This window comes from Streptomyces sp. NBC_00464 (assembly GCF_036013915.1).
Lineage (GTDB): Bacteria > Actinomycetota > Actinomycetes > Streptomycetales > Streptomycetaceae > Streptomyces.
The window spans coordinates 1,528,469-1,553,528 of sequence record NZ_CP107899.1; the positions used below are offsets into that span (position 1 = coordinate 1,528,469).

General features: G+C 71.5%; 21 protein-coding genes. 4 read left to right on the plus strand and 17 right to left on the minus strand.

From position 1 onward, the window contains the following. Positions 1-34: 34 nt before the first annotated feature. Positions 35-1,144: an XdhC family protein gene (locus OG912_RS06495; protein ID WP_327708568.1), complete on the minus strand. Its 1,110-nt coding sequence runs from the start codon at positions 1,142-1,144 to the stop codon at positions 35-37. Positions 1,145-1,225: 81 nt separating this feature from the next. Then, entirely contained in the window at positions 1,226-1,804 is a 579-nt protein-coding gene (locus tag OG912_RS06500) for a MarR family winged helix-turn-helix transcriptional regulator (RefSeq protein ID WP_327708569.1), read from the minus strand. 211 nt (positions 1,805-2,015) lie between these two features. Here OG912_RS06500 and OG912_RS06505 point away from each other — a divergent pair, with 211 nt between their 5' ends. After that, a complete protein-coding gene (locus OG912_RS06505) occupies positions 2,016-3,380 on the plus strand; it encodes an MFS transporter (protein WP_327708570.1) in 1,365 nt (454 codons plus the stop codon). An 86-nt stretch (positions 3,381-3,466) separates the two neighbouring features. Here the strand turns inward: OG912_RS06505 and OG912_RS06510 are convergent, their stop codons facing one another. The 9 genes from OG912_RS06510 to rimP form a co-directional block, all read right to left on the minus strand. Further along, on the minus strand, positions 3,467-4,420 hold the full coding sequence (locus OG912_RS06510; protein WP_326739194.1) for a bifunctional riboflavin kinase/FAD synthetase: 954 nt from the start codon (positions 4,418-4,420) through the stop codon (positions 3,467-3,469). Between the two features lie 43 nt (positions 4,421-4,463). Beyond that, positions 4,464-8,129 (minus strand): serine protease, encoded by a 3,666-nt coding sequence (locus tag OG912_RS06515; RefSeq protein WP_327708571.1) that lies wholly within the window; start codon positions 8,127-8,129, stop codon positions 4,464-4,466. 212 nt (positions 8,130-8,341) lie between these two features. Further along, positions 8,342-9,238, minus strand: a complete 897-nt coding sequence (truB, locus tag OG912_RS06520; RefSeq protein WP_327708572.1) for a tRNA pseudouridine(55) synthase TruB — start codon at positions 9,236-9,238, stop codon at positions 8,342-8,344. Then, positions 9,235-9,684, minus strand: coding sequence for a 30S ribosome-binding factor RbfA (rbfA, locus tag OG912_RS06525; protein WP_326739191.1), 450 nt, complete (start codon positions 9,682-9,684; stop codon positions 9,235-9,237). The genes truB and rbfA overlap by 4 nt, the downstream gene beginning before the upstream one ends. A gap of 24 nt (positions 9,685-9,708) precedes the next feature. Beyond that, positions 9,709-10,005, minus strand: coding sequence for a DUF503 domain-containing protein (locus OG912_RS06530; RefSeq protein WP_326739190.1), 297 nt, complete (start codon positions 10,003-10,005; stop codon positions 9,709-9,711). A 137-nt stretch (positions 10,006-10,142) separates the two neighbouring features. Next, positions 10,143-13,295 carry a translation initiation factor IF-2 gene (infB, locus tag OG912_RS06535; protein ID WP_327708573.1) on the minus strand — a complete coding sequence of 1,051 codons (3,153 nt, stop codon included), beginning with the start codon at positions 13,293-13,295 and terminating at the stop codon, positions 10,143-10,145. A gap of 143 nt (positions 13,296-13,438) precedes the next feature. Then, positions 13,439-13,720 carry a YlxR family protein gene (locus tag OG912_RS06540; protein ID WP_326739188.1) on the minus strand — a complete coding sequence of 94 codons (282 nt, stop codon included), beginning with the start codon at positions 13,718-13,720 and terminating at the stop codon, positions 13,439-13,441. Between the two features lie 158 nt (positions 13,721-13,878). Then, the gene (nusA, locus tag OG912_RS06545) at positions 13,879-14,919 is read right to left on the minus strand and encodes a transcription termination factor NusA (protein WP_219571906.1); all 1,041 of its coding nucleotides are present in this window, start codon (positions 14,917-14,919) and stop codon (positions 13,879-13,881) included. A gap of 2 nt (positions 14,920-14,921) precedes the next feature. Then, the gene (rimP, locus tag OG912_RS06550; protein ID WP_327708574.1) at positions 14,922-15,419 is read right to left on the minus strand and encodes a ribosome maturation factor RimP; all 498 of its coding nucleotides are present in this window, start codon (positions 15,417-15,419) and stop codon (positions 14,922-14,924) included. Positions 15,420-15,596: 177 nt separating this feature from the next. Here rimP and OG912_RS06555 point away from each other — a divergent pair, with 177 nt between their 5' ends. The 3 genes from OG912_RS06555 to OG912_RS06565 are packed head-to-tail and all read left to right on the plus strand — an operon-like array spanning position 15,597 to position 17,583. Continuing rightward, positions 15,597-16,124: a hypothetical protein gene (locus OG912_RS06555; RefSeq protein ID WP_327708575.1), complete on the plus strand. Its 528-nt coding sequence runs from the start codon at positions 15,597-15,599 to the stop codon at positions 16,122-16,124. Then, a complete protein-coding gene (locus OG912_RS06560) occupies positions 16,121-16,630 on the plus strand; it encodes a ferritin-like domain-containing protein (protein ID WP_327708576.1) in 510 nt (169 codons plus the stop codon). The genes OG912_RS06555 and OG912_RS06560 overlap by 4 nt, the downstream gene beginning before the upstream one ends. Before the next feature lie 26 nt (positions 16,631-16,656). Continuing rightward, a complete protein-coding gene (locus OG912_RS06565; protein ID WP_326739184.1) occupies positions 16,657-17,583 on the plus strand; it encodes an aminoglycoside phosphotransferase family protein in 927 nt (308 codons plus the stop codon). A 70-nt stretch (positions 17,584-17,653) separates the two neighbouring features. Here the strand turns inward: OG912_RS06565 and OG912_RS06570 are convergent, their stop codons facing one another. The 6 genes from OG912_RS06570 to dxr form a co-directional block, all read right to left on the minus strand. Next, entirely contained in the window at positions 17,654-19,354 is a 1,701-nt protein-coding gene (locus OG912_RS06570; protein ID WP_326739183.1) for a proline--tRNA ligase, read from the minus strand. Positions 19,355-19,427: 73 nt separating this feature from the next. Then, the gene (locus OG912_RS06575) at positions 19,428-20,003 is read right to left on the minus strand and encodes a GNAT family N-acetyltransferase (RefSeq protein ID WP_327708577.1); all 576 of its coding nucleotides are present in this window, start codon (positions 20,001-20,003) and stop codon (positions 19,428-19,430) included. A gap of 62 nt (positions 20,004-20,065) precedes the next feature. After that, positions 20,066-20,908 carry a GNAT family N-acetyltransferase gene (locus OG912_RS06580; RefSeq protein WP_327713356.1) on the minus strand — a complete coding sequence of 281 codons (843 nt, stop codon included), beginning with the start codon at positions 20,906-20,908 and terminating at the stop codon, positions 20,066-20,068. 170 nt (positions 20,909-21,078) lie between these two features. Next, positions 21,079-22,233 (minus strand): flavodoxin-dependent (E)-4-hydroxy-3-methylbut-2-enyl-diphosphate synthase, encoded by a 1,155-nt coding sequence (ispG, locus tag OG912_RS06585; RefSeq protein WP_219571918.1) that lies wholly within the window; start codon positions 22,231-22,233, stop codon positions 21,079-21,081. A 184-nt stretch (positions 22,234-22,417) separates the two neighbouring features. Then, positions 22,418-23,728: a M50 family metallopeptidase gene (locus OG912_RS06590; RefSeq protein ID WP_326739181.1), complete on the minus strand. Its 1,311-nt coding sequence runs from the start codon at positions 23,726-23,728 to the stop codon at positions 22,418-22,420. Further along, positions 23,725-24,978: a 1-deoxy-D-xylulose-5-phosphate reductoisomerase gene (gene dxr, locus OG912_RS06595; protein ID WP_327708578.1), complete on the minus strand. Its 1,254-nt coding sequence runs from the start codon at positions 24,976-24,978 to the stop codon at positions 23,725-23,727. The genes OG912_RS06590 and dxr overlap by 4 nt, the downstream gene beginning before the upstream one ends. Positions 24,979-25,060: the final 82 nt, after the last annotated feature.

Genomic DNA, 25,060 nt, shown 5'->3' on the forward strand with positions numbered 1-25,060 from the left:
GGTGCCGGCGGGCCCCCTCAGCGGGGCCCGCCCGCTACCGCCGGCCGTGATGGTGGATCGCGCCGGACAGTTCGCCGAGCGGCCGCCCCGTGCCGCCCCACCGGTGCTGGATGATCTCCGCGGCGATCGAGACGGCGGTCTCCTCCGGTGTCCGGGCGCCGAGGTCGAGCCCGACCGGTGAGGCGAGCCGGGACAGGTCGGCCTCGCTCACGCCCTCCTCCCGCAGCCGGGCCAGCCGGTCGAGGTGGGTGCGCCGGCTCCCCATCACCCCGATGTAGGCGGCCGGCGTGCGCAGTGCGGCCAGCAGCAGGGGGACGTCGAACTTCGGGTCGTGCGTGAGTACGCACAGGACGGTGCGCGCATCGACGTCCGTGTCCGACAGATAGGTGTGCGGCCAGGCGCGGACGACCTCGTCGGCGGTGGGAAAGCGCTCGGGGGTCGCGAAGGCCGGGCGGGCGTCGCACACGGTGACCCGGTAGCCGAGGAAGGATCCGATACGGGCGGTCGCCGCCGCGTGGTCGATGGCGCCGAAGACGATCATGCGGGGCGGTGGCGCGTACGTCTGGATGAAGACCGACACGTCCTGCATCCGGCGCTCGCCATGGGTCCCGTACCACTGCCGGCCGGTCGCGCCCTGGGCGAGGAGACCCCTGGCGTCGTCGGTGACGGCGGCATCGAGCCCCTCGTTGCCCAGCGAGCCCTCCGCGCCGTCCGCCCGCACCACCCGTCGCGCGCCCGCGGAGGCGGCGTCCGGAAGGAGGGTGGCCACGGCGACCGGTTCGCCTTGCGCGACGGTTTCACCGACGCCCCGGAGCCAGGACCGGTCGGCCGCCGCGGCAAAGGGGGCGACAAGGACATCGATGGTGCCGCCGCAGGTCAGGCCCACGCCGAACGCCTCGTCGTCGCTGATCCCGTACGACCGCAGCTGCGGGGCGCCGGTGGCGAGCACCTCGCCGGCCACCTCGTACACCGCACCCTCGACGCAGCCCCCGGAGACGCTGCCCGCCACCGTGCCGTCGGCGGTCACGGCCATCATGGCGCCGGGCGCCCGGGGAGCACTGCCGCGGACGGACACGACGGTCGCAAGGGCGAAGGGGGTGCCGGCATCGTGCCAGGCGCGCAGTTCCGACAGCAGTTCACGCACGGTACGGACCTCCTCCGGCCCGGTCCACCCGGCCCTGATGCGGCCACCATAGACGAAGCTTGAGTACTGAGATACTGAGCGCTACGGGTTGTGCGGCGGATCCCTCCGTATGGACGCCGCCAGTGCGGCACGGTCCGGCGGCGTCTGCTCCGCCGTCTCCAGCGAGCGTTCCAGCTTGCCGAGCAGCAGACCCAGCCGGCGCCGTTCGACCTCGGACAGTTCGGCGAGCATCCGTTCCTCGTTGGCGAAGTGCGCGACGGCGACCACGTCGGCGATCTCGGTGCCGCGTTCGGTGAGGCGCGCGTACACGATCCTGCGGTCCACCCCGTCGCGCTCCCTGGTCACCAGACCCGCCTTCTCCAGCCGGTCCAGCCGCAGCGTGATGCCACCCGTGGTGACCAGGGCGATGTCCGCGAGCTGACCGGCCGTTTGCCGGTACGGTGGCCCTGACCTGCGCAGAGCTGCCAGCACATCGAAGGCGGCCATGTTCAGGTCGAAGCATTCGAAAAGGTCGGACAGCAGTCCCTGGTACCGCAGGAAGCTGCGGTGGAGCCGGCCGAGCACCTCCATGGGCGAGGCGTCCAGGGCGGGGAGTTCACGCTTCCACTGCTCAAGGATGAGGTCGACCGCGTCGGGGCGGCCGGATGCTCTACGAGTCATGTGCGATGGGAGGACGGTGCGACGCCGCGCCCCCGCGCCTCCTTCCGGAAACACCGCGCACGGCGCAGCGGTGAGGTGTTCACGATACAACCGGCACCCGCGTCCGGGCTTCCGCCCCGGGAAACCCTCGTAACATTTAAGCACTTAGTCATTGACCGCTAAGACACTTCTTCCTAGGGTCACCGCAACTCCTGTTCGCGGAAGGATCCCCATGTCAATCGTGGCCAACGGCCCCGCCGTGAGCTCCGTCTCGGCCAGACTCGAACGCCTGCCGAGCTCTCGCTGGCACATCAAGGTCCGCACGTTGATCGGCACCGTCACGTTCTTCGAGGCGTTCGATCAGCTGCTGACCGCCTCCGCGCTGCCCGTCCTGACCGAGCAGTGGAGGCTGAGCACCGGTCAGGGAACGATGATCGTCACGAGCGGCTCCGTCGGCATGCTGCTCGGCGCGCTCGTGGCCGGCTGGCTCGGCGACCGCATCGGCCGGGTCAACACCGTCGCGTTGGGCGTCGCCGTGACCGCGCTGGCCAGCCTCGCCGTCGCCGTCTCCCCCGGCTTCGCCCTGTTCACCCTCTTCCGGTTCGTCCAGGGCCTGGGCATCGGCGGTGTCGTACCGGTCGCCGCCACGTACATCAACGAGATCGCCCGGGCGGAGCACCGCGGCCGGTTCGTGCTGCTCTACGAACTCATCTTCCCGGCCGGTCTCGCCACGGCCACGCTCGTCGCGAGCTGGGTGGTGCCCAGTTTCGGCTGGCGGGTGATGTTCGTGATCGGCGCCCTTCCCGTCCTCCTCGTCGTCGTCCTGCGCCGCCAGGTGCCGGAGTCGCCCCGCTGGCTGCTGTCCCGGGGCCGGGTCGCGGAAGCCGAACAGGTGATCGCGCGGATCGAGAAGGACGTGGCGAAGTCGACCGGCGCCCCGCTCCCCGAACCCGGACCCGCGACGGCCGTCGAGACCGCGCGGGGCGGGCTGCGTGACCTGTTCACCGGGCGGTATCTGCGGCGCACGGTCGTGGTGTCGGCGCTGTGGTTCGTCGCGTACTACGTCAACCACGGCATCGCCACATGGCTGCCGTCGCTCTACACCAAGGAGTTCGGTCTCGATCTGCGCACCGCGCTCAACTACGCGCTGCTGAGCAATGTGACCGGTCTGATCGGCTGTCTGCTGGTCGCGCTCGTCATCGACAGGGCAGGGCGCCGGGTGTCCCTGACCGTCGGTCTCGGCGGGGCGGCCGTCGCCCTGTTCTCACTGGCCGTCTCCGGCGCCACGTCCGGTGGCCAGGTCGCGGCGTGGGCGTCCGTCACGACACTCTTCGTCTTCGCCACCAACGTGAGCCTCTACCTCTACACACCCGAGCTCTACCCGACCCGCAGCAGGGCGCGCGGGGCGTCGTTCGGCGGGGTGTGGAACCGGCTCGGAGTCATCCTCGGGCCGATCGTGGTCGGCGCGATCATCAGCTCGGGCGCCGGCCTGGCCATGGTCTTCACCCAGCTGGGCTGTGTGGCGGCGGCGGGCGCGGTGATCGCCCTGTTCGCCGTGGAGACCAAGGGAAAGACGCTGGAGGAACTCAGCAGCTGAGCAGATTCGACGCAGGGCACGGATACGGCTCCGGCCGGGACCGCATGACAGCGGTCCCGGCCGGAGCCCTCGGATCAGGGGGCGGTTCAGCCTCCGTCGTACGCGGCGATCAGCTCGCTGCACCGCTTCACATCGGCGGCCATCGCCACGAGCAGATCGTCGATCGAGTCGAACTTCAGCATGCCGCGTACGTACGCGAGGAAGTCCACGGCGACGTGCAGGCCGTACAGGTCGAGGCCGACGCGGTCGATCGCGTACGCCTCCACGGTCCGCTCGGTGCCGTCGAACTGGGGGTTGGTGCCGACCGAGATCGCGGCGGGCATCGCCTCGCCGTCCACATGCAGCCAGCCCGCGTACACGCCGTCGGCGGGGATGGCGGTGTGCGGCAGGGTCTCCACGTTCGCGGTGGGGAAGCCGAGCTCACGTCCGCGCTGCGCCCCGCGGACGACGATGCCCTCGACGCGGTGCGGGCGTCCGAGGATCTCGGCGGCGCCGGCCACGTCTCCCTCGGCGACGAGGCGCCGGGTGAGCGTGGAGGAGAACGGCTCGCCGCCGCCCGCCTCGCCGCGCACCCGCAGGTCGATGACCTCGACGCGGTAGTCGTACGTGTCGCCCAGCTCGGTGAGCAACTGCACGTTTCCTGCGGCCTTGTGACCGAACCGGAAGTTGGGCCCCTCGATGACCAGCTGTGCGTGCAGCTTGTCGACGAGCACCTTCACGATGAAGTCGGCCGGAGCGAGCTTCGAGAACTCGGTGGTGAACGGAAGGATCAGCACCGCGTCCACGCCGAGCTCGGCCATCAGCTCGGCGCGGCGGTGGTGCGGGGCGAGCAGCGGCGGATGGCTGCCGGGCCGGACGACCTCGCTGGGGTGCGGGTCGAACGTCACGACGACCGACGGAACCCCCAGCTCGCGGGCCCGCTCGACGGCCCGGCCGATGATCAGCTGGTGTCCGCGGTGCACCCCGTCATAGGAGCCGATGGTGACGACGCTGCGTCCCCAGTCCTGGGGGATGTCCTCCAAGCCACGCCAGCGCTGCACTCTGACCGCTCCTCGCCCGAACCTGTGTACGTGGGTTTGCCTCTTACGCAGGTCTAAGACTGCCATGCTCACGCCCTGCGGCCTGCATCGGCATGGTCATCGGGGCCCCGAGCGCCTCCACCGTCCGCCGCGCGCCGGGGCCGACGACCGCCGCCCACTCCTGCGGGGCGTCGGCCAGCCACCCGATGACCAGGGCGCCGAACCCGGGCACGTCACGGGCGAGCACGACCAGCAGCCGGTCGAACAGACCGGCCCCTTCGGGGGTACGGACCAGCAGCATCCCGGTGCGGTGCACCAGGGCCCGGGTGCGGGCCTGCGACCGCCCGCCGCAGCCGGTCGCGGCAGCCCGCAGCAGCGCTTCCAGCACGATCGGGTCCCGGTACGCACCGCCCTGCTCGAAGTCCAGCAGCACCTCCAGCAAGGTGTCCCGCAGTTGCTGGGACGCGGGGCCGCCGGGCGAGGCCAGTACCCCGGCGAGTGCTCCTCTGACCGGCGCGGGCGCCGGGCGGTCCCTGAGCAGTCCGGTCAGCAGGGGAAGCAGCAGCGCCCGTGCGGCGGGCCCGTGCTCCAGCCTGCGGTCGAGGTAGGCGGCGGTGTGCGAGGTGTCCCCGGGGTGGCTGTCGACATAGGCGCGTACGAGCCCGGCGGTGTGCAGGGCGAGCGCGGGAGCATCGAGCCCGGCGAGCGCGCGGAGCACCTCACCCGCGCCGTCCCCGGGGCAGACGAGTCGCTCCCGGTACGCGGCCAGCACCGGTTCAGGATGTGTGGGCAGCGCGACGGCGAGTGCGGCGACGGTCACCTCGGGCCCGCCCGCGACGAAGGCCCGGAGGGCCTGCGGCAGATAGCGGTCCCTGGTCTGCGGATCGGCGACGAGCAGGGCGAGCACGGGGCCGTGCAGATCGGTGTCGGCCGGGCGGGCCAGCAGAGCGAGGGCGGCGCGGCGCAGCAGGGCGCGATCCGTGTCGCGGGTCAGGTGCGGGGCGACGAGCGCCCCGTACGAGGCGGCCGCGATCCGCCGGACCCGACGGTCCTCGTCACGCGACCACCGCTCGACGGCCCGGCAGAGCGCGGCCGGCTCGTCCTCGGCCAGCGCGGCCAGCAGTTCGTCGGCGCGGGGGTGGCCGGACGAGACGAGCGCGTCGGTCAGATCGTCCACGGCCAGATCGCGGCGTGCGTAGAGAAGCGCCTGGGCCGCGGCCGCCACGGTGGGCCGCAGCACCCCGCCCGCGTCGGCGGCGAGCGGGTGCTCGTCGGTGAACCAGGCGCACAGCAGCGGCTGGATCGTACGCGGCTGGGCGGCGAGCCGACGGGCCACGGCGTCCAGGAATCGCCCGCTGCCCCCTTCGGAGTCGGTGTCGCTGCGCGGTGGCCCGTCGGCGGGGACGAGGCGCCGGAACAGATCCATCCGGTCCGCCTCGGGCAGCCGCAGCCGCCGCCAGAACCACGGTCCGAGCTCGGCGTACGTACCCCGCGCAACGGACCCGCCGCCATCGGCCGAGCTCCGGACGATGCGCCCGGCGAGCAGCCGGAGCACCCCGAGGTGCGGCCTGGCGTCGGGGACCCGAAGCAGCGTCTCCGACAGCAGATGTACGGCCCACCAGCGCGCGTCGGGGAACGGCACGCCGCTGTCCGGGGGGCCCTCCGCGGCTTGTGCGGATGGGTCGGGCTGGGCGGGCTCGGAGGGCTCCGCGGCCGTCAGCCGGTCCAGCGCCTCGATCAGGTCGGCCAGCCGGTGGGCCAGCGCGGCCGGGCCCTGGCGGCGGCCCAGCAGGAGGAGCGCCTGGATCACCGGCCCGATGCGGTGGCGCGGCACGGGAAGAGTGTGCGGCTGCTCCGGTGCGGATGCCGTCTCCGGCGCGGGCCGCCCGCCCGGTCGACGGGGTTGTGGCACCCGGTCCCTCTCCCCCGCGTCCGCGTGCCACCGGTGCACCAGCGCCCGCAGCGCCGCCTCCAGGTCCAGATGCGCACCCTGGACCCAGTCGCCCAGCTCCTCGTGCGCGAACCGGTATCCCGCTCCCGCCGGCACCAGCAGGCCCTCGGTCAGTACCGCCGACGCCCAGCCCGTGCGCCACGGGAAGACCTCCTCGAACGCGGCCCGGTCCAGCTCCCCCTGCCCGGGCCCCAGGCAGCGCCGGGCCGCCTCGTGGACCTGGCCCGCCACCCGCGCCGCCAGCCGCCGCACCGCCCTGCCGTGCGGCGCGGGACGCCATTGGGCGGCGATCCGGACCGCGATGCGCAGGCACATGAGGTCCAGGTGGGCGCCGAAGACCTCCTCGGTGTCGGGACGCCCCGGGGCGCCCGCCGGCAGCGCCTCGCGTACCTCCGCGAGCAGCCGCAGCGTGAGCGGGTGCCGGTCGTGGCCGACGGCCAGCGCGTCGGGCGGGAGGGCGTACCCCTCCCGGGCCCTTTCGGCCTGGCCCACGGTCAGGTCGCCGATGCGGACGGCCGACGGGAGCCGCCTGGCGGGCCGGGCCGGGCGGTGCAGCGCACCCGGCGGGCAGAGCGCGCCCGCCGTCTCCCAGTGCTCGGGCCGGCAGGCCACGACGAGCCGTGCCCCGTGCTCGCGCAGCCAGTCGACCGTGCCCGCCGTCCACCGGGCCAGCCGGTGTGCCAGGACGGGCGGCATCTCCTCGGGGCCGTCCAGCAGGACGAGCAGCGGGCTGCCGGCGTCCACTGCCAGCCGGGCCACCCGCTCAGGGGTGGCGGTCGCCATGTCACCGACGGCTCCGGCGGCGGTGACGATGCGGCCCGCCTGCCGGAGCGTGCGGGCGATCGCGTCGGCGACGGAGGTGTCGTCGGCCAGCAGATCGGCGCCGCGCAGCCACAGGGTGAGCGCGGGCACCGGGCCCCGGGCCCGTCGTGCGGCGAGCGCGGCAAGTTCGGTGGTGCGGCCGGTGCCGGGTGCCCCGACCAGGCCGAGCACCACCGCGGGCTGCTCCGTGGTCGGGCCGGCCGCGGTGAACGTGTGGAACTCCGCGAGGGCGTCGGGCCGTTCCACCGGATCGGGCCAGGCGACCGGGCCGCCCGCGGAGCCGACCGACATGGCGGTGAGCTGGAGCGCCCCCGCCGCGTTCAGGTCGGTTCCGTAGCCCGGCACTTCCATCGCGTTGCGCCGCAGGAGCGCACCCAGCGGGCCGTCGCGGTCCTGGCCGGCCAGCGGAACCGCGCAGCCGGCGGCGTCGTGTCCGGTGCGCAGGGCGGTGCCCAGGACGGCGATGACGGCGCCGCTGTCCGGATCGAGGACGGGCCCGCCGACGGCCGCACCGCGGAGCCGTAGGGCGTCGCTGCCGTCCGTGCCGAGGGCCAGCTCCAGCGCCCGGCCGATCGTGTGGGTGCGGCCGCCGGCGGTGTACGTCACCGAGGCCGTACCGAGGACGCGCGCCTCGCGCCAGCCGTGTGCGGCGATCGTGACGTACGTACCGGAGTCGATCCGCTCCCTGGGGGCGATCGGCAGGGGCGGCACGCCGAGTGCTTCCGGTCCGCCGGTGGGCAGGAGCGCGAGGTCCAGTTCCGGCAGGGCGATGATGTCGAGGGCCTCGACGCGGCAGCTGCGGCCGTCGGCGCCGTGCACGAGGAGGTGGGGCAGCCCGTCGACCGCCTCGTGACTGGTCACCACCGTGCCCCGGCCGTCCGCGACGAAGCCGGTCCCCCGCGGCCGGCCGGCCGGATCGCACAGTCGTACCAGCGTCGCCCGGTCCCCGCATCCCATGATCCGACGTTATGGCGATGGTGATCGGCGCGAGAAGCACTCGGGGTAAAAGCGCCCCGTTTGCACCCCCGATTCACTCCGAGCGCCTGCCCGTTGGGGTGAATCAAGGGTGTTCGCCGGACAGAATCCGGTGGGGGGTCGTGGAGCGGGCAGAGAGGTCCTGCCCGCTCCACGACGGGAGCCACGACGAGGGGCCGGAACGGCCCCGGTTGTCAGGCGAAGACGGCGAGGCTCTTGGCCTTGCCCTTCTGCTCCTCGACGAGGACCAGGAAGCGTCCGTCGGGCCCGAAGACCGCGACCGGACCCGGCGGGTACGCGGGCATGTCCAGCCGCACGCCGTTGAGCAGCAGCTTGGCGCGCTTGTCGTCGACGTCCCAGCGGGGGAAGGCCGAATCGGCGGCCTCGGCCACCGGCATCACGACCAGCTCCTCCTGGTGCTGGTCGATCGTCCGCGCGGCATCGAGACCGTACGGACCGACGCGGGTACGCCGCAGGGCGGTCAGATGCCCGCCCACACCGAGCCCGGCACCGAGGTCGCGCGCGATGGCCCGGATGTACGTACCGGAGGAGCAGACCACCGAGACGACCAGGTCGACCACCGGGGTGCCGTCCTCGGCGACGGCCTCACGGACGTCGTAGACGTGGAAGGACGAGATGGTCACCGGCCGGGCCGGGATCTCGAACTCCTCGCCACCACGCACCCGTGCGTAGGACCGTTTGCCGTCGATCTTGATGGCGCTGACCTTGGACGGCACCTGCATGATGGCGCCGGTCAGGGCGGCGACGCCCGCGTCGATGCCCTCGCGCGTCACACCGGAGGCGTCGGTGGACGAGGTGATCTCGCCCTCCGCGTCGTCCGTGACCGTGTCCTGGCCGAGCCGGATCGTACCGAGGTACTCCTTCTCGGTCAGTGCGAGATGGCCGAGGAGCTTGGTGGCCTTCTCGACGCCGAGCACGAGCACTCCGGTCGCCATCGGGTCCAGCGTGCCGGCGTGGCCGACGCGGCGGGTCCGGGCGATGCCGCGCATCTTGGCGACGACGTCGTGCGAAGTGAAGCCGGACGGCTTGTCGACGATGACAAGGCCGTCCGGCGTTTTGTTCTGCGTCATGCGGAAGGTGAGTCCTCGTCCTCGTCCTCCGGCTTGCGGTACGGGTCCGCGTCGCCCGCGTACGTGGCGCCCGAGGACGCCTCGCGCACCTTGGCGTCCGAGGCCCGTGCCCGGTCGAGGAGGTCCTCGATCGCCTTGGCGTTCTCGGGCAGCGCGTCCGCCACGAAGGAGAGCGTGGGGGTGAACTTCGTCCCCGCCGCCGAGCCGACCGCCGAGCGCAGGATGCCCTTGGCGCTCTCCAGCCCGGCCGCCGCGCTCGCGCGCTCCTCGTCGTCGCCGTAGACCGTGTAGAAGACCGTGGCCTCCCGCAGGTCGCCGGTGACGCGGGTGTCCGTGATGGTCACGTGCGTACCCAGGCGCGGGTCCTTGATTCCACGCTGCAGTTTCTCGGCGACCACCTCCTGGATGAGGTCCGCCAGCTTCTTAGCCCGCGCGTTGTCGGCCACTGGTCCGTCTCCTTCTCGCCTTGCTCAATCGTCTTCGTCGCTGTGCAGCCGCCGCCGTACGGACAGCAGCTCCACTTCCGGCCGGCCGGCGACCAACCGCTCGCACCGGTCGAGTACGTCTGTGAGGTGCCCGGTGTCCCCGGAGACCACGGCGAGGCCGATCTCGGCCCTGCGATGGAGGTCCTGACCGCCCGTCTCCGCCACGCTCACCGCGTACTTGCGCTGGAGCTCGGCAACGATCGGACGGACTATGGAGCGCTTCTCCTTCAACGACCGTACGTCGCCGAGAAGCAGATCGAAGGACAGTGTCCCCACATACATGTGTGTCCGGATGTCCCGCCGGTTCGGGTTCGTGCCCCGCCGGTGATTGGCAGGGACACAAGAACCGTACACGGAACGGCCGGGGCCGATCGACGGATATACGTCCCGTCGACCGGCCCCGACTGTTGAGGTACGGGTCAGCCTCGCGGCTTCTCGCGCATCTCGTACGTCGCGATGACGTCGTCGATCTTGATGTCGTTGAAGTTTCCGAGGTTGATACCGCCCTCGAAGCCTTCGCGGATCTCGGTGACGTCGTCCTTGAAGCGGCGCAGACCGGAGATGTTGAGGCTCTCCGCGATGACCTTGCCATCGCGCAGCAGGCGCGCCTTGGTGTTGCGCTTGACCTCGCCGGACCGGACCAGCACACCGGCGATGTTGCCCAGCTTGGACGAGCGGAAGATCTCGCGGATCTCCGCCGTACCGAGCTCGACCTCTTCGTACTCCGGCTTGAGCATGCCCTTGAGGGCCGCTTCGATCTCTTCGATCGCCTGGTAGATGACCGAGTAGTACCGGACGTCCACACCTTCGCGGTCGGCCATCTGCGCGGCACGCCCTGCGGCGCGCACGTTGAAGCCGATCACGATGGCGTCGGAGCCGGTCGCCAGGTCGATGTCCGACTCGGTGACCGCACCCACACCGCGGTGCAGGACCCGGATGTCGACCTCTTCACCGACGTCGAGCTGGAGCAGCGAGGACTCGAGAGCCTCCACCGAACCGGACGCGTCGCCCTTGATGATGAGGTTGAGCTCCTGGACCAGACCGGCCTTGAGCGCCTCGTCCAGGTTCTCCAGGGAGAACCGGACACCCTTGCGGGCGAAGTTGGCGTTGCGCTCACGAGCGGCACGCTTCTCGGCGATCTGACGGGCCGTACGGTCCTCGTCGACGACCAGGAAGTTGTCGCCGGCACCCGGGACGTTGGTGAGACCCAGCACGAGGACGGGGGTCGAGGGACCCGCTTCCTCGACGTTCTCGCCCTTGTCGTCGAGCATCGCGCGGACTCGGCCGTACGCGTCGCCGACCACCATCGTGTCGCCGACCCGCAGCGTGCCTCGCTGGACCAGGACGGTCGCAACGGCACCGCGGCCGCGGTCGAGGTGGGACTCGATCGCAATACCCTGCGCGTCCTGCTCCGGGTTGGCCCGCAGGTCGAGCGAGGCGTCGGCGGTGAGGACGACGGCCTCCAGAAGAGCCTCGATGTTGAGGCCCTGCTTGGCGGAGATGTCGACGAACATCGTGTCGCCGCCGTACTCCTCGGCCACCAGACCGAACTCGGTGAGCTGACCGCGCACCTTGGTCGGGTCCGCACCCTCGACGTCGATCTTGTTGACCGCGACCACGATCGGCACGTCGGCCGCCTTGGCGTGGTTCAACGCCTCGATCGTCTGGGGCATCACACCGTCGTTCGCCGCCACCACGAGGATCGCGATGTCGGTGGACTTCGCACCACGTGCACGCATGGCGGTGAACGCCTCGTGACCCGGGGTGTCGATGAAGGTGATACGGCGGTCCTCGCCGTTGACCTCGGCGCCGACCTGGTACGCACCGATGTGCTGCGTGATGCCGCCGGCCTCGCCCGCAATGACGTTCGTCTTGCGGATCGCGTCCAGCAGTCGGGTCTTACCGTGGTCGACGTGACCCATGACGGTCACGACCGGCGGACGGGAGACCAGAGCCTCTTCGCCGCCCTCGTCCTCGCCGAACTCGATGTCGAAGGACTCGAGCAGCTCGCGGTCCTCCTCCTCCGGGCTGACGATCTCCAGGACGAAGTTCATCTCGTCCGCGAGCATCTTCAGCGTCTCGTCGGAGACGGACTGCGTGGCAGTGACCATCTCGCCGAGGTTCATCATCACGCCGACGAGCGACGCCGGGTTGGCGTTGATCTTCTCGGCGAAATCGGTGAGGGAGGCACCGCGCGACAGCCGGACAGCCTGTCCGTTGCCGCGAGGCAGCATGACGCCGCCCACCGACGGGGCCTGCATGGCCTCGTACTCCTGGCGCCTCTGCCGCTTCGACTTGCGACCACGACGCGCGGGACCGCCGGGGCGGCCGAAGGCGCCCTGCGTGCCACCACGGCCACCGGGACCGCCGGGTCGTCCACCGAATCCGGGACGACCGCCGAAGCCGCCGCCACCACCGGGACGACCTGCGCCGCCACCGCCACCGCCGCCACCGGGACGACCGGCGAAACCGCCGCCGCCGCCACCGGGACCGGCCGGACGGCCTGCGAAGCCGCCGCCACCGGGACGGCCTGCGCCGCCACCGCCGCCGGGACGACCGCCGCCGCCACCGGGACCACGGCCACCGCCGGGGCCACCACCGGGACGCGGGCCGGCAGCGGGACGCTGCGGCATCATGCCCGGGTTCGGACGGTTACCGCCGGCGCCGGGGGCGCCGCCGGGACGAGGAGACTGCGGGCGCGGCATGCCGCCCGGAGACGGACGTGCGCCGCCCTGACCCTGACCCTGCGGACGCGGGGCGCCGCCGGGGCCGCCCTGCGGACGCGGGGCGCCGGGGCGCTCCGAGCCGCCACCGGGACGCGGGGCGCCACCGGGACGGGGCGACTGCGGACGGGCCATGCCCGTCGAGCCACCGGAGGTGAAGGGGTTGTTGCCCGGACGGGGACCCGCCGGACGGGCGCCGCCGGGGCGCGGGGCGCCCTGGCCCGCGGGGCGGGCGGGGCGCTCGGCGCCACGCTCTCCACCACGGCCGCCGTCGCGCTGGCCACCGTCACGCTGACCACCGTCGCGGCCACCGTCACGCTGACCGCCGGCCGGAGCCGGACGGGCAGGGCGGGGACCCGGGGTGGCACCCGCGGGACGCGGGGCCTGCTGCTGCTGCGGCGCTGCCTGCTGGGCCGGAGCCGGAGCCGAGAACTCGGCTGCGGGCACCGGGGTGACCGGGGCGGCCTTCGGCGCGGGCTTGGGGCCCGGACGCGGGCCCGCCGACGGCGCGGCAGGTGCAGCGGGGGTGGTGCTCGCCGGGGCTTCGGCAGCGGCCGGCTTGGGAGCCGGTGCGCCGGGCTTCGGAGCACCGGGACGTGCCGCAGCGGCCGGGGAGGGCGCTGCGGGCTTCACAGGGGCGGCCTTACGGGGCGCGCCAGGCTTTGCAGCGGACTTGCCGGCGTTGCCGCCGGGCCCCTGCAGTGCGTCAGTCAACTTGCGTACAACCGGCGCCTCGATCGTCGAGGACGCCGAACGTACGAATTCACCGAGTTCTTGGAGCTTGGCCATGACGACCTTGCTCTCAACCCCGAACTCCTTGGCGAGTTCGTATACCCGGACCTTAGCCACTTCGCTCCTTTTAGGTCCGGGTTACCGCCGGACCGTCGCTACTTCATGGGCGTACTCATCGCGTACTCATCGAGTGCTCATCGCAATCTCGACCTACTTCCAACTCGCGAGGTACCTGACCGCACGGGGACCCGTGCCGTTCGTTATTGCGGTGTCACCCGCTCGACAAACCGCTGTACCGCGGCGGGGTCGAACGGCCCCTTGGCCTTGAAGGCCCGGGGGAATGCCCGGCGGCGAACCGCCAGGTCCAGACAGTCGGAGACGGGGTGTACGTAGGCACCCCGGCCGGGCAGCGTACCGCGCGGATCGGGGACGCATGCGTCCTCGTCCACCACGATGCGCAGCAGCTCGCTCTTGGCCGCTCGCTCCCGGCATCCCACACAGGTTCGCTCAGGGCAAGCGCGGGCTTGCGTCCGGCCAGACACGTTTAAGTCTACCTCCCCGTATCGACCTCACCCCTTTGGGGCAAAAATCGAACGGATGTTGTCGTGATCTCAGCGGCGAGCCGACGTGATCTATTCCCGGACGCCGCGTCCCGGCCGGTCCGCGGCGGGCTCGGACACCCGCCGCGGCCGGTCCCGGCTCAGCGTCGTTCGGAGCGCTCCCGGGCCCGCTCGGCCCGCTCACGGTCCGCGACGTCGCGCTCGGCGTCGGTCTCGGTGTCCGGGCGGATGTCGATGCGCCAGCCCGTCAGACGCGCGGCCAGACGGGCGTTCTGCCCCTCCTTGCCGATCGCCAGCGACAGCTGGTAGTCGGGCACGGTGACCCGGGCGGAACGCGCGCCGAGGTCAACGACCTCGACCTCACTCACCCGTGCGGGCGACAGCGCGTTGGCGACCATCTCTGCCGGGTCGTCCGACCAGTCGACGATGTCGATCTTCTCGCCGTGCAGCTCGGCCATGACATTACGCACACGCCCGCCCATCGGGCCGATGCAGGCGCCCTTGGCGTTGAGGCCCGAGCGGGTGGAGCGGACGGCGATCTTGGAACGGTGACCGGCCTCGCGGGCGATCGCGCAGATCTCGACGGAACCGTCGGCGATCTCCGGAACCTCCAGCGCGAAGAGCTTCTTCACGAGGTTGGGGTGGGTCCGCGACAGCGTCACGGACGGGCCGCGGACGCCCTTGGCCACACGTACGACGTAGGTACGCAGCCGCAGGCCGTGGGTGTACTCCTCGCCGGGCACCTGCTCCTGCACCGGCAGGATGGCTTCCAGCTTGCCGATGTCGACCAGGACGTTCTTCGGGTCCTTGCCCTGCTGGACGACGCCGGTGACGACATCCCCCTCGTGGCCCGCGTACTCGCCGAAGGTCCGGTCGTCCTCCGCGTCGCGCAGCCGCTGCAGGATGACCTGCTTGGCGGTGGTCGCGGCGATCCGGCCGAAGCCCGACGGGGTGTCGTCGAACTCCTTGGGCTCCTGGCCCTCCTCCAGATCGGCCGGGTCCTCCTTCGCCCACACCGTCACGTGGCCGCGCTCGTCCAGCTCCACGCGCGCCCTGCGGTGGCTGCCGTCGGTGCGGTGGTACGCGATGAGGAGGGCCGACTCGATCGCCTCGACGAGCACGTCGAACGGGATCTCCTTGTCCTGCGCCAAGCCCTTCAGAAGCTTCACATCGATGTCCACGGCTACGCCTCCTCTTCCTTCTTGTCCTTGCGGTTGAATTCCAGCTCCACGCGCGCCTTGGCGATCTCGGCGAAGGCGATCCGGCGGGACGTGGGCTTGCGGCCCTTGACGCCCGGCACTTCGAGATCCAGGCCCTCTTCGTCGACCGCGAGGATGCGGGCCACCAGCTCGCCGCCCTCGTCGAGCGTCAGCCGGGCCAGGCGACCCGTGGCGCGTACGTAGTGGCGGTGCTCCGTCAGCGGGCGGTCGGCACCGGGAGAGCTGACCTCCAGGACGTACTCGTCCTCGCCCATCGCGTCGGTCTCGTCGAGCTTGGCGGAGATCGCGCGGCTCAGATCCGCACAGGCGTCGAGCTCCACGCCTTCCTCGGAGTCCACGATGATCCGCAGCACCCGGCGACGGCCGGCCCGGGACAGTTCGATCTCTTCCAGATCCAGCTGCTCGGCGCTGACGAGCGGTTCGACCAGCCCGCGCAGCCTGTCGCTCTGGGTGGTGCTCATCCGGGTGACTCCTCGGCCGCGTGTGCTGTTGTGGGGATCGTCGCGTGTCTGGTCAAAGGGTATCCGGTCCCAGGGGGTGTTGCTGTCCGTCGGCCTCCGGGGCGCGGGTACGCTCACCAACGGTGATCACTTCCGGACAGATCCAGTCAAGACAGGTCCAGGCCCGAAGGAGAACAAGTGCGGCGCACGGGGACGACGCGCAGGGGAGCGCTGACCGCGACGGGAGCGATCGCCATGGGGGCGGTGCTGGCCGGCTACGGAAGCGGCGATGACGAGAGCGCCGGACCCAAGGGTTCCGCACGGACCGGCGCACGGACCGCGGCCGACCGGTCGTCGGCCGAGGCATCCCTGAGGGCCCAGGCCCGTGGCGTGAGCACGTCGCTGTTCGCCCAGTACGAGACCGTCGTCCGGACCCATCCGGCGACCGCCGCCAAACTCACCCCCCTGCGGGACGCCGTCCGCGCCCACATCACGGCCCTGGGCCCCGGCGACGCGCTCGGCCTCGTCCGGACCCGGCCCGGCACCGGCGACGCCGCGGCCGCGGTCAGGGAGCTGGCCGATGCGGAGCGCCGTGCCGCGGCCTCCCACACCCAGGCGCTGATGAAGGCCCCGCCGGAGCTCGCACGGCTGCTCGCGTCGGTCGCGGCGGCATCCTCGGCCCATGCCTATCTGCTGACCGAACTGGCCAAGGAGACGAAGGCATGAGCGACGACGGGACGCTGGAGGCCGCGCAGGCGGCGCTGGCCGCCGAACACGCGACCGTGTACGGATACGGAGTTGCGGGCGCCCGGGTCGCCGCGGACCGCCGCACCGAGGCCACCGCCGCGCACCACGCCCACCGGGCCCGCCGCGACGCGCTGGTGCGGACGGTGCGTGACCTGGGCGGCGACCCGGTGGCCGCGGCTCCCGCGTACGCTCTGCCGTTCGCGGTACCGGACGCCGCCTCGGCCGTACGCCTCGCCGCCGTGCTGGAGGACCGGGTCGCGGATGTCTACTCCGACCTCGTACGGGCCTCTGAGGGGCCGTTGCGGCGGTCGGCGGCGGACGCCCTGCGGGAAGCAGCGGTGCGCGCGGTCCGCTGGCGCGGCAGCGGCGTACCCTTTCCCGGGCTCGCCGAGCGGTCCGCGGACGGTTCCCGCACCGACGGGACCGCCGAGACCGGCAAGGCGACGGCCGGCCGGTCCGAGGCCCAGGCCGGCATGACGCACTGAGAACTCTGAAAGGGAACACGGCACGTATGGGTTTTGAACCGCCGCAGCGTCTGGTGCGAGCGCTCGGCGAGTCGTACGGGGATACGGCCGCCGGGGACTGGCTCGCGCGGCTTCCCGCACTGACCGAGCAGGCGCTGGCCGCGGCCGGGCGGGAGATGACCGTGGAACGGGTCGCCGCCCCGGGCGGGCGCAGCAGCCTGGTCCTGCTGGTACGGGATGCCGGCGGCACCCCGGCAGCGTTGAAGCTCTCCCCCGCCGGGGCGGCCCCGGAGCTCGAAAGGGCGGCGCTGGCGCACTGGAACGGCTGGGGCGCGGTGAACCTGATCGCGGCTGCGGACGAGGCGCCCGCCGAGGGCGGCGCCCTGCTGCTGGAACGGCTGCACCCCGAGGTGTCGCTGCGTTCGCTCCCTGAGGCCAAGGCCCTGCTGGAAGCGGCCGGGACGGTGCGGCGGCTCTGGGTCGAACCGCCCCCTGAGCACTCCTTCGAGACGGTCGCCGAGCGGACCGGGCTGCGGATCGGGGCGATGCGGGCCTCCGCCGCGGCAGATCCCGCCCTGGAGCCCCTGGTCTCGGCGGCCCTGGCGGCGCGCGCGGAACTGGTCGCGCAGTCCCCCGAGGCCGACCTGCTGCTGCACGGCAACTTCCGGCAGAGCAAGGTCCTCTCGGGCGAACGGGCGCCCTGGCTGACGGTCGGCCCCGAGCCGGTGGTCGGCGAGCGGGCCTACGATCTGGCGCGGCTGGTGCGGGACCGGGTCGAGGACCTGATCGCCTCCCCCGGCGGTGCGGTCACCGCCCGGCGCAGGATCAAGAAGCTCGCGGACGCGCTGGACGTGGACCGTGAGCGGCTGCACGGCTGGACGCTGTTCCGCGCGGTGGAGTCGGGCACCCGGGCACTCGCGGCGGGGCGCCGCCAGGAGGGCGAAGTGACGCTGGAGTTCGCGGGCTGGCTGTAGAGCGCGCATGGCGAAGGGCCCCGGCACGGAGCGATCCGTGCCGGGGCCCTTCGCCATGCCGGCGGTGCGGTCAGCCCTGCTCGGTGAGACGGGCGATGGCCTCGTCGACCGTGAGCTCCTCGCGCTCGCCCGTACGGCGGTCCTTCAGCTCCAGGACGCCCTCGGCCGAACGGCGGCCGGCGACCAGGATCTTCGGGACACCGATGAGCTCGGAGTCGGTGAACTTGACGCCGGGCGAGATGCCCGGGCGGTCGTCGACCAGGACGCGCAGGCCGGCAGCGTTCAGCTTCTCGGAGACGTCGAGGGCGAGCTCCGTCTGGAGCGCCTTGCCGGCGGCCACGACGTGCACATCGGCCGGGGCGATCTCACGGGGCCAGCACAGGCCCTTGTCGTCGGCGGTCTGCTCGGCGAGGGCGGCCACCGCGCGGGAGACGCCGATGCCGTACGAACCCATCGTGACGCGGACGGGCTTGCCCTGCTGGCCGAGGACGTCGAGGGAGAAGATGTCGGCGTACTTGCGGCCGAGCTGGAAGATGTGGCCGATCTCGATGGCGCGGTCCACCTGGAGGCCGGTGCCGCACTTGGGGCAGGGGTCGCCCGCCTCGACGACGACGACGTCGAGGTAGTCGTCGACCTCGAAGTCACGGCCCGCGACGACGTTCTTCGCGTGCTTGCCCTCCTTGTTGGCACCCGTGATCCAGGCGGTGCCGGCGGCGACGCGCGGGTCGGCGATGTAGCGGACCTTCTCAAGACCCTGCGGGCCCACGTAGCCGCGCACCAGGTCGGGGCGGCCCACGAAGTCCTCGGCGGTGACGAGCTCGACCACGGCGGGCGTGAGGTGCTCGCCGAGCTTGCCGAGGTCGACCTCGCGGTCGCCGGGCACGCCCACGGCCACGATCTCGCCGTCGACCTTGACCAGGAGGTTCTTCAGGGTGGCGGAGGCCGGGACGCCGAGGTGGGCGGCGAGGGTCTCGATGGTCGGGGTGTCGGGGGTGTCCAGCTCCTCGACGGCGGCGGTCGCCGAGCCGTCGACCGGGGTGGCGTTGAACGTCACGGCCTCGGTGTTGGCGGCGTAGTCGCAGTGGGGGCAGTCGACGAAGGTGTCCTCACCGGCCGGGGCGGGCGCGAGGAACTCCTCGGACGCCGAGCCGCCCATGGCGCCGGAGACCGCGGAGACGATGCGGTGGTCGAGACCGAGCCGCTCGAAGATCCGGATGTAGGCGCCGCGGTGCAGCTGGTACGCCTCGGCGAGACCCTCGTCGGTGGTGTCGAAGGAGTACGAGTCCTTCATCTGGAACTCGCGGCCGCGCAGCACACCGGCGCGGGGACGGGCCTCGTCGCGGTACTTCGTCTGGATCTGGTAGAGGATCACGGGCAGGTCCTTGTAGGACGAGCACATGTCCTTGACGACCTGGGTGAAGACCTCTTCGTGCGTCGGGCCGAGGAGGTAGTCGGCGCCCTTGCGGTCCTGGAGCCGGAACAGCAGGTCGCCGTACTCGTCGTACCGGCCGCTCGCCTCGTACGCCTCCTTGGGGAGCAGCGCGGGAAGCAGGACCTCCTGGCCGCCGATGGCGTCCATCTCCTCGCGGACGACGCGGGTGATGTTCTCCAGGACCTTCTTGCCGAGCGGCAGCCAGGACCAGATGCCGGCCGCGGTGCGGCGTACGTATCCGGCGCGGACGAGCAGCTTGTGGTTGAGCGTCTCGGCGTCCGCCGGGTCGTCGCGCAGTGTCTTGATCATCAATCGGGACATGCGCTGGACCTGGGCCATGATGAACTCCTGCTCGGAAGGGTGATGTGCAGGAGGTTAGCCGGGCGGCGGGGGCGGGCGGAAATCGATTGCTTCAGCCGCGTCCGGGGCGGAGCAGCGGAAGCGGTGCTCCCATGACCGCGTACGGCGTGGGAGCGCTGGGGAAATGCACCTGCCGGGCCAGGTCCCGATAGCCGAGTGAGCGGTACAGACCGCGTGCCGGGCTCTCCGTGTCGATCGCGGAGAGGATGGAGCGGGGCTGGTCGACGGCGTCCGTGATGGTGGTGATGAGGGTGCGGCCGATGCCCGCGTTCTGGAACTCCGGGTGGACGTGGAGCTCGGTGATGACGAAGGAGTCGTCGAGCCAGCCGGTCGAGCCGGTCGCGCGCAGATAGGGCTCGACGACGGTGGACCACCAGTGGCCGCGTTCGTTGGGCATGCCGTAGACGAATCCGACGAGGTCGCCGTCCGGGGTCATGGCGCCGAGCGCGCGGGCGCAGGGGTGGTCGAGGTGTCTGAGGACGATGTGACGGCGCACTTCGATCTCTTCGGGACCGAGTCCGAAGGCGACGGCCTGCACGGCGAGCGCCTCGTCCACGCGTGCGGCAAGATCGATCGGTCCGATCCGGACGCCGGTGGTGTGGGGGCCGCCCCCGGAAGCTGCTGCCATGAGCAGACCCTACTGTCCGTGGCGGGGTGCGGGGTACGGGCCGGGGCGGGCCGGCTGCGGGATCAGAACAGTACGCTCATGAACGCACCGGTCTCGCGGAAGCCGATGCGGCGGTACGCCTTGCGGGCGGGGGTGTTGTAGTCGTTCACGTACAGGCTGACGATCGGCGCGACGTCGGCCAGTGCGTACCGCAGGACGGCCGCCATGCCGGTCTCGGAGTGGCCTCGGCCGCGGAACTCGGGGGCGACCCAGACTCCCTGGATCTGGCAGGCCTGTGCGGTGGTGGCGCCGATCTCCGCCTTGAAGACGACCTTGCCGTCGTCGATCCGGGCGAAGGAGCGGCCGGCCCCGATGAGCTCGGCGACGCGGGCCTGGTAGAGGAGTCCGCCGTCGCCCGCGAGCGGGGAGATGCCGACCTCTTCGGTGAACATGGCGACGCAGGCCGGCATGAGGACGTCCACTTCGTCCTTGCGGACACGTCGGACCAGCGGGTCGGGTGCCACGTCGGCGGACGGGCTCTCGGTGACCATGAGCGGCTGGTTGGCCCGGACCTCGCGGGCGGGTCCCCAGCCCGGTTCCAGGAGCCGCCACAGCTGTGCCGTGGGTCCGGCCGGGCCCACGATCGAGGAGCAGCGGCGGCCGGCTCTGCGGGCGCGGTCGGCGAAGGCCCGGACGGCCTCGGGGGTGGCGCAGATGGGGACGAGGTTGGCTCCCGAGTAGCAGAGCGAGCGCAGGTGGCCGTCGGCGTACCAGCCCCACATCTCGCCGCCGAGGCGCCAGGGGTCGAGGCCGGCGATCTGGACCCGGGAGGTCACGAAGGCGTTGGCTACGGGTTCGCTCTCCAGCACCGCGAGGGCGGCGCCGAGGTCGCTGGGTTCGAGGACCCGGGTGGTGGTCTGCGTCAACACGAGGGGGCCTCACCATGCGGTCTGCTGATTTCCGCACTGTACCCAAAGAGGCTGGGAGGCGCCGCTCGTGGCTGCGAACCGTTTCTGCTGAAGGCGGTGAGCTCGCTCACGGACAGCGCCCCGCGGGGAGGGTTCCTCCGGCGGGGCGCTGTCGTGGTTGTCATGACTCAGCTGATGGAGACCTCGGGCTCGCCCGAGGCGATGCCGTCCTTCTCCATCTGTTCGGCGATCTTGAGGGCTTCCTCGATGAGGGTCTCGACGATCTTCGACTCGGGCACCGTCTTGATGATCTCGCCCTTGACGAAGATCTGGCCCTTGCCGTTGCCCGAGGCCACACCCAGGTCGGCCTCGCGTGCCTCGCCGGGACCGTTGACGACGCAGCCCATCACGGCGACCCGCAGCGGCACCTCCATGCCCTCGAGGCCCGCACTGACCTGATCGGCCAGCTTGTACACGTCCACCTGCGCACGGCCGCACGACGGGCAGGACACGATCTCCAGCCGGCGCTGCTTGAGGTTCAGCGACTCCAGGATCTGGAGTCCGACCTTAACCTCCTCGGCGGGCGGCGCCGACAGCGAGACGCGGATCGTGTCACCGATGCCCTCGCTGAGCAGGGCGCCGAAGGCGACGGCCGACTTGATGGTGCCCTGGAACGCCGGACCTGCCTCGGTCACGCCCAGGTGCAGCGGGTAGTCGCACTGCGCGGCGAGCTGCCGGTAGGCGTTGACCATCACGACCGGGTCGTTGTGCTTCACCGAGATCTTGATGTCCCGGAAGCCGTGCTCCTCGAAGAGGGACGCCTCCCACAGCGCCGACTCCACCAGGGCCTCGGGCGTCGCCTTGCCGTACTTCTTCAGCAGCCGCGCGTCCAGCGAGCCCGCGTTCACGCCGATCCGGATCGGGGTCCCGGCGTCGTTCGCCGCCCGCGCGATCTCCTTGACCTTGTCGTCGAACTGCTTGATGTTCCCGGGGTTCACCCGCACCGCCGCGCAGCCCGCGTCGATCGCGGCGAACACGTACTTCGGCTGGAAGTGGATGTCCGCGATCACCGGGATCTGCGACTTCGAGGCGATCGTCGCGAGCGCGTCCGCATCGTCCTGCGTCGGGCACGCCACCCGCACGATCTGGCAGCCCGAGGCCGTCAGCTCCGCGATCTGCTGCAGCGTGGCACCGATGTCCGACGTACGCGTCGTCGTCATCGACTGCACCGAAACCGGCGCGTCCCCACCGACCGCCACCGACCCGACCTGGATCTTGCGGCTGACCCGCCGTACGGCGAGCTGGGTCGGAACGGTGGGCATTCCGAGAGAAATCGCAGTCATGCGCTGAGCATCCCCAAGGTGTGGATCGAGGTCCCGAAGTCGGCGGGCTCCGGCCTTCGAGGTTACGGCACCGAGCACGGCGTGAAGCACACCGCGTCCGGGAACCCGGGCAAAATATGGGCTCCCGGACGCACCGTGCGCATCCACCGTCACTCGGGGTACATGCGGCCCCGGGCCGGGCCGGTCAGGAGATCTTGACCGGGTTGACGACGTCGGCGACCAGGACGAGCAGGGTGAAGCAGATGAACACCCCGGCGACCACGTAGGCGACCGGCATCAGCTTCGCGACGTCGAACGGGCCCGGGTCGGGGCGCTTGAAGACCCGCGCCACGTTCCGGCGCAGCGCCTCCCACAGCGCCCCCGCGATATGACCGCCGTCGAGGGGCAGCAGGGGCAGCATGTTGAAGAGGAACAGCGAGAGGTTGAAGCCCGCCAGCAGGAACAGCATCATCGCGACCTGGTTCTGCGCCGGTACGTCCAGCGTCATCACCTCGCCGCCGATCCTGGCCGCGCCGACGACGCCCACCGGGGAGTCCGCCGCGCGCTCGCCGTCGCCGAAGGCCGCGTCCCAGAGGTCGGGGATCTTGGAAGGCAGGGCGATGATCGAGTCGACGCCGTTCTCGATCATGTCGCCCATGCGGACGACGGAGTCACCGAAGGAGAGCGGGACGATTTCCGTCTGCGCCGCGAATCCGAGGTAACCGGCGGAGATGAACTTTCCCGGCACCACTTCGCCGTCGGAGTCCTTCTTCGCCACGGCGTTCTTCTTGAGCACGGCGTGGAGGGTCTTCTCCTGCCCGTCGCGCTGGACCGTGATGGTGGCGGGGCCGATCGTGTCGCGGATCTTGTCGGAGAGTACGGACCACTCGTCGATCTTCTGGCCGTTGAAGGCGACGATCTTGTCGCCCACCTTCAGACCGGCGGCCTGCGCGGGCGAGACCGGGTCGGACTTCTTGCAGGTCTCCCGCTTCTCGCTCTGGGAGATCACGCACTTCTGGACACCGGCGACATCGGTCGTCTGCGTCTGGAATCCGAAGGTCATGGCCACACCGAGGAAGATCGCCACGGCCAGGACCAGGTTCATGAAGGGTCCGGCGAACATGACGATGACGCGCTTCCACGGCTTGCGCGTGTAGAAGAGGCGCTTCTCGTCGCCCTCTTCGAGCTCCTCGAAGGCGGCGGATCTGGCGTCCTCGATCATGCCGCGCCACGGCGAGGTGGAGCGTGCCTCCAGCTTCCCGTCCGGTCCCGGCGGGAACATCCCGATCATGCGGATGTAGCCGCCGGCCGGGATGGCCTTGATCCCGTACTCCGTGTCGCCCTTCTTCCGCGACCAGATGGTCGGGCCGAAGCCGACCATGTACTGGGGTACGCGGATACCGAAGAGCTTCGCGGTCGACAGGTGGCCCAGCTCGTGCCAGGCGATGGAGAACAGCAGGCCGAAGGCGAAGACCGCGATGCCGAGAATAGTCAGCAGGATCGTCGTCATGCTCATGCGCGCGCCTCCGCGGTGGCCTTGGCCGAGAGTTCCCGGGCCCGGGTCCGTGCCCAGGCCTCCGCTTCAAGGACGTCCGCGACCGTGAGGGAAGTTCCCGTCGCGGGCGTTCCGTGTTCTTCCACCACTGCCGTGACCGTGTCCATGATGCCGTTGAACGCCAGACGCCCGTCCAGGAACGCGTCCACGCACTCCTCGTTCGCCGCGTTGAACACCGCCGGGGCGGTGCCGCCGAGCGTACCCACGTGCCGTGCGAGTCCGACGGACGGGAAGGCCTCCGTGTCGAGCGGGAAGAACTCCCACGTGGAGGCCTTCGTCCAGTCGAAGGCGGGGGCCGCGTCGGGAACGCGCTGCGGCCAGCCGAGGCCGATGGCGATCGGTCCACGCATGTCGGGCGGGGTTGCCTGAGCGAGGGTGGAGCCGTCGGTGAACTCCACCATGGAGTGGACGTACGACTGGGGGTGGACCACGACCTCGATCCGGTCGAAGGGGATGTCGTAGAGGAGGTGCGCCTCGATGACCTCAAGACCCTTGTTGACCAGGGTGGCCGAATTGACCGTGATGACCGGGCCCATGGCCCAGGTCGGGTGGTTGAGAGCCTGCTCCCGCGTGACGTCCGCGAGCTCGCTCCTGGTACGTCCCCGGAACGGGCCGCCGGACGCGGTGACGACCAGCTTGCGCACATCGGCGCGCTTGCCGGCCGCGAGTGCCTGGAAGAGCGCGGCGTGCTCGGAGTCGACCGGAATGATCTGGCCGGGGGTGGCGAGCGCCTTGACCAGCGGGCCGCCGACGATCAGCGATTCCTTGTTGGCGAGCGCCAGGGTGCGGCCCGCCTTCAGCGCGGCCAGGGTGGGGGCGAGACCGATCGAGCCGGTGATCCCGTTCAGCACGGTGTGGCATTCGCTGCCGGCCAGCTCCGTCGCGGCGTCGGGTCCGGCGAGGATCTCGGGGGGCTGCTCCCCTGCTCCGTACTCCTTGCGCAGCGCCTCGCGCAGGGCCGGCACCGCCTCGGGGGAGGCGACGGCCACCGTGCGCACCTTCAGCAGGCGCGCCTGCTCGGCAAGGAGGGCGACCCGGCCGCCCGCCGCGGAGAGCGCGGTGACACGGAAGCGGTCGGGGTTGCGCAGCACCAGGTCGATGGCCTGGGTGCCGATGGACCCGGTGGAGCCGAGGATGACGAGATCCCGGCGGCCTTCCACGGCATCGAAGACAAGGTGCGGGTCGGCGAGGGGGGCGGGGCTGTCGCTCATGCCCCCCATTGTTGCCGCATCGGCTGTGCTCATGGACAGCGCGCCCCTCGCGCCGCGTCGTGGCTGCTCGCTCATCGAGCCC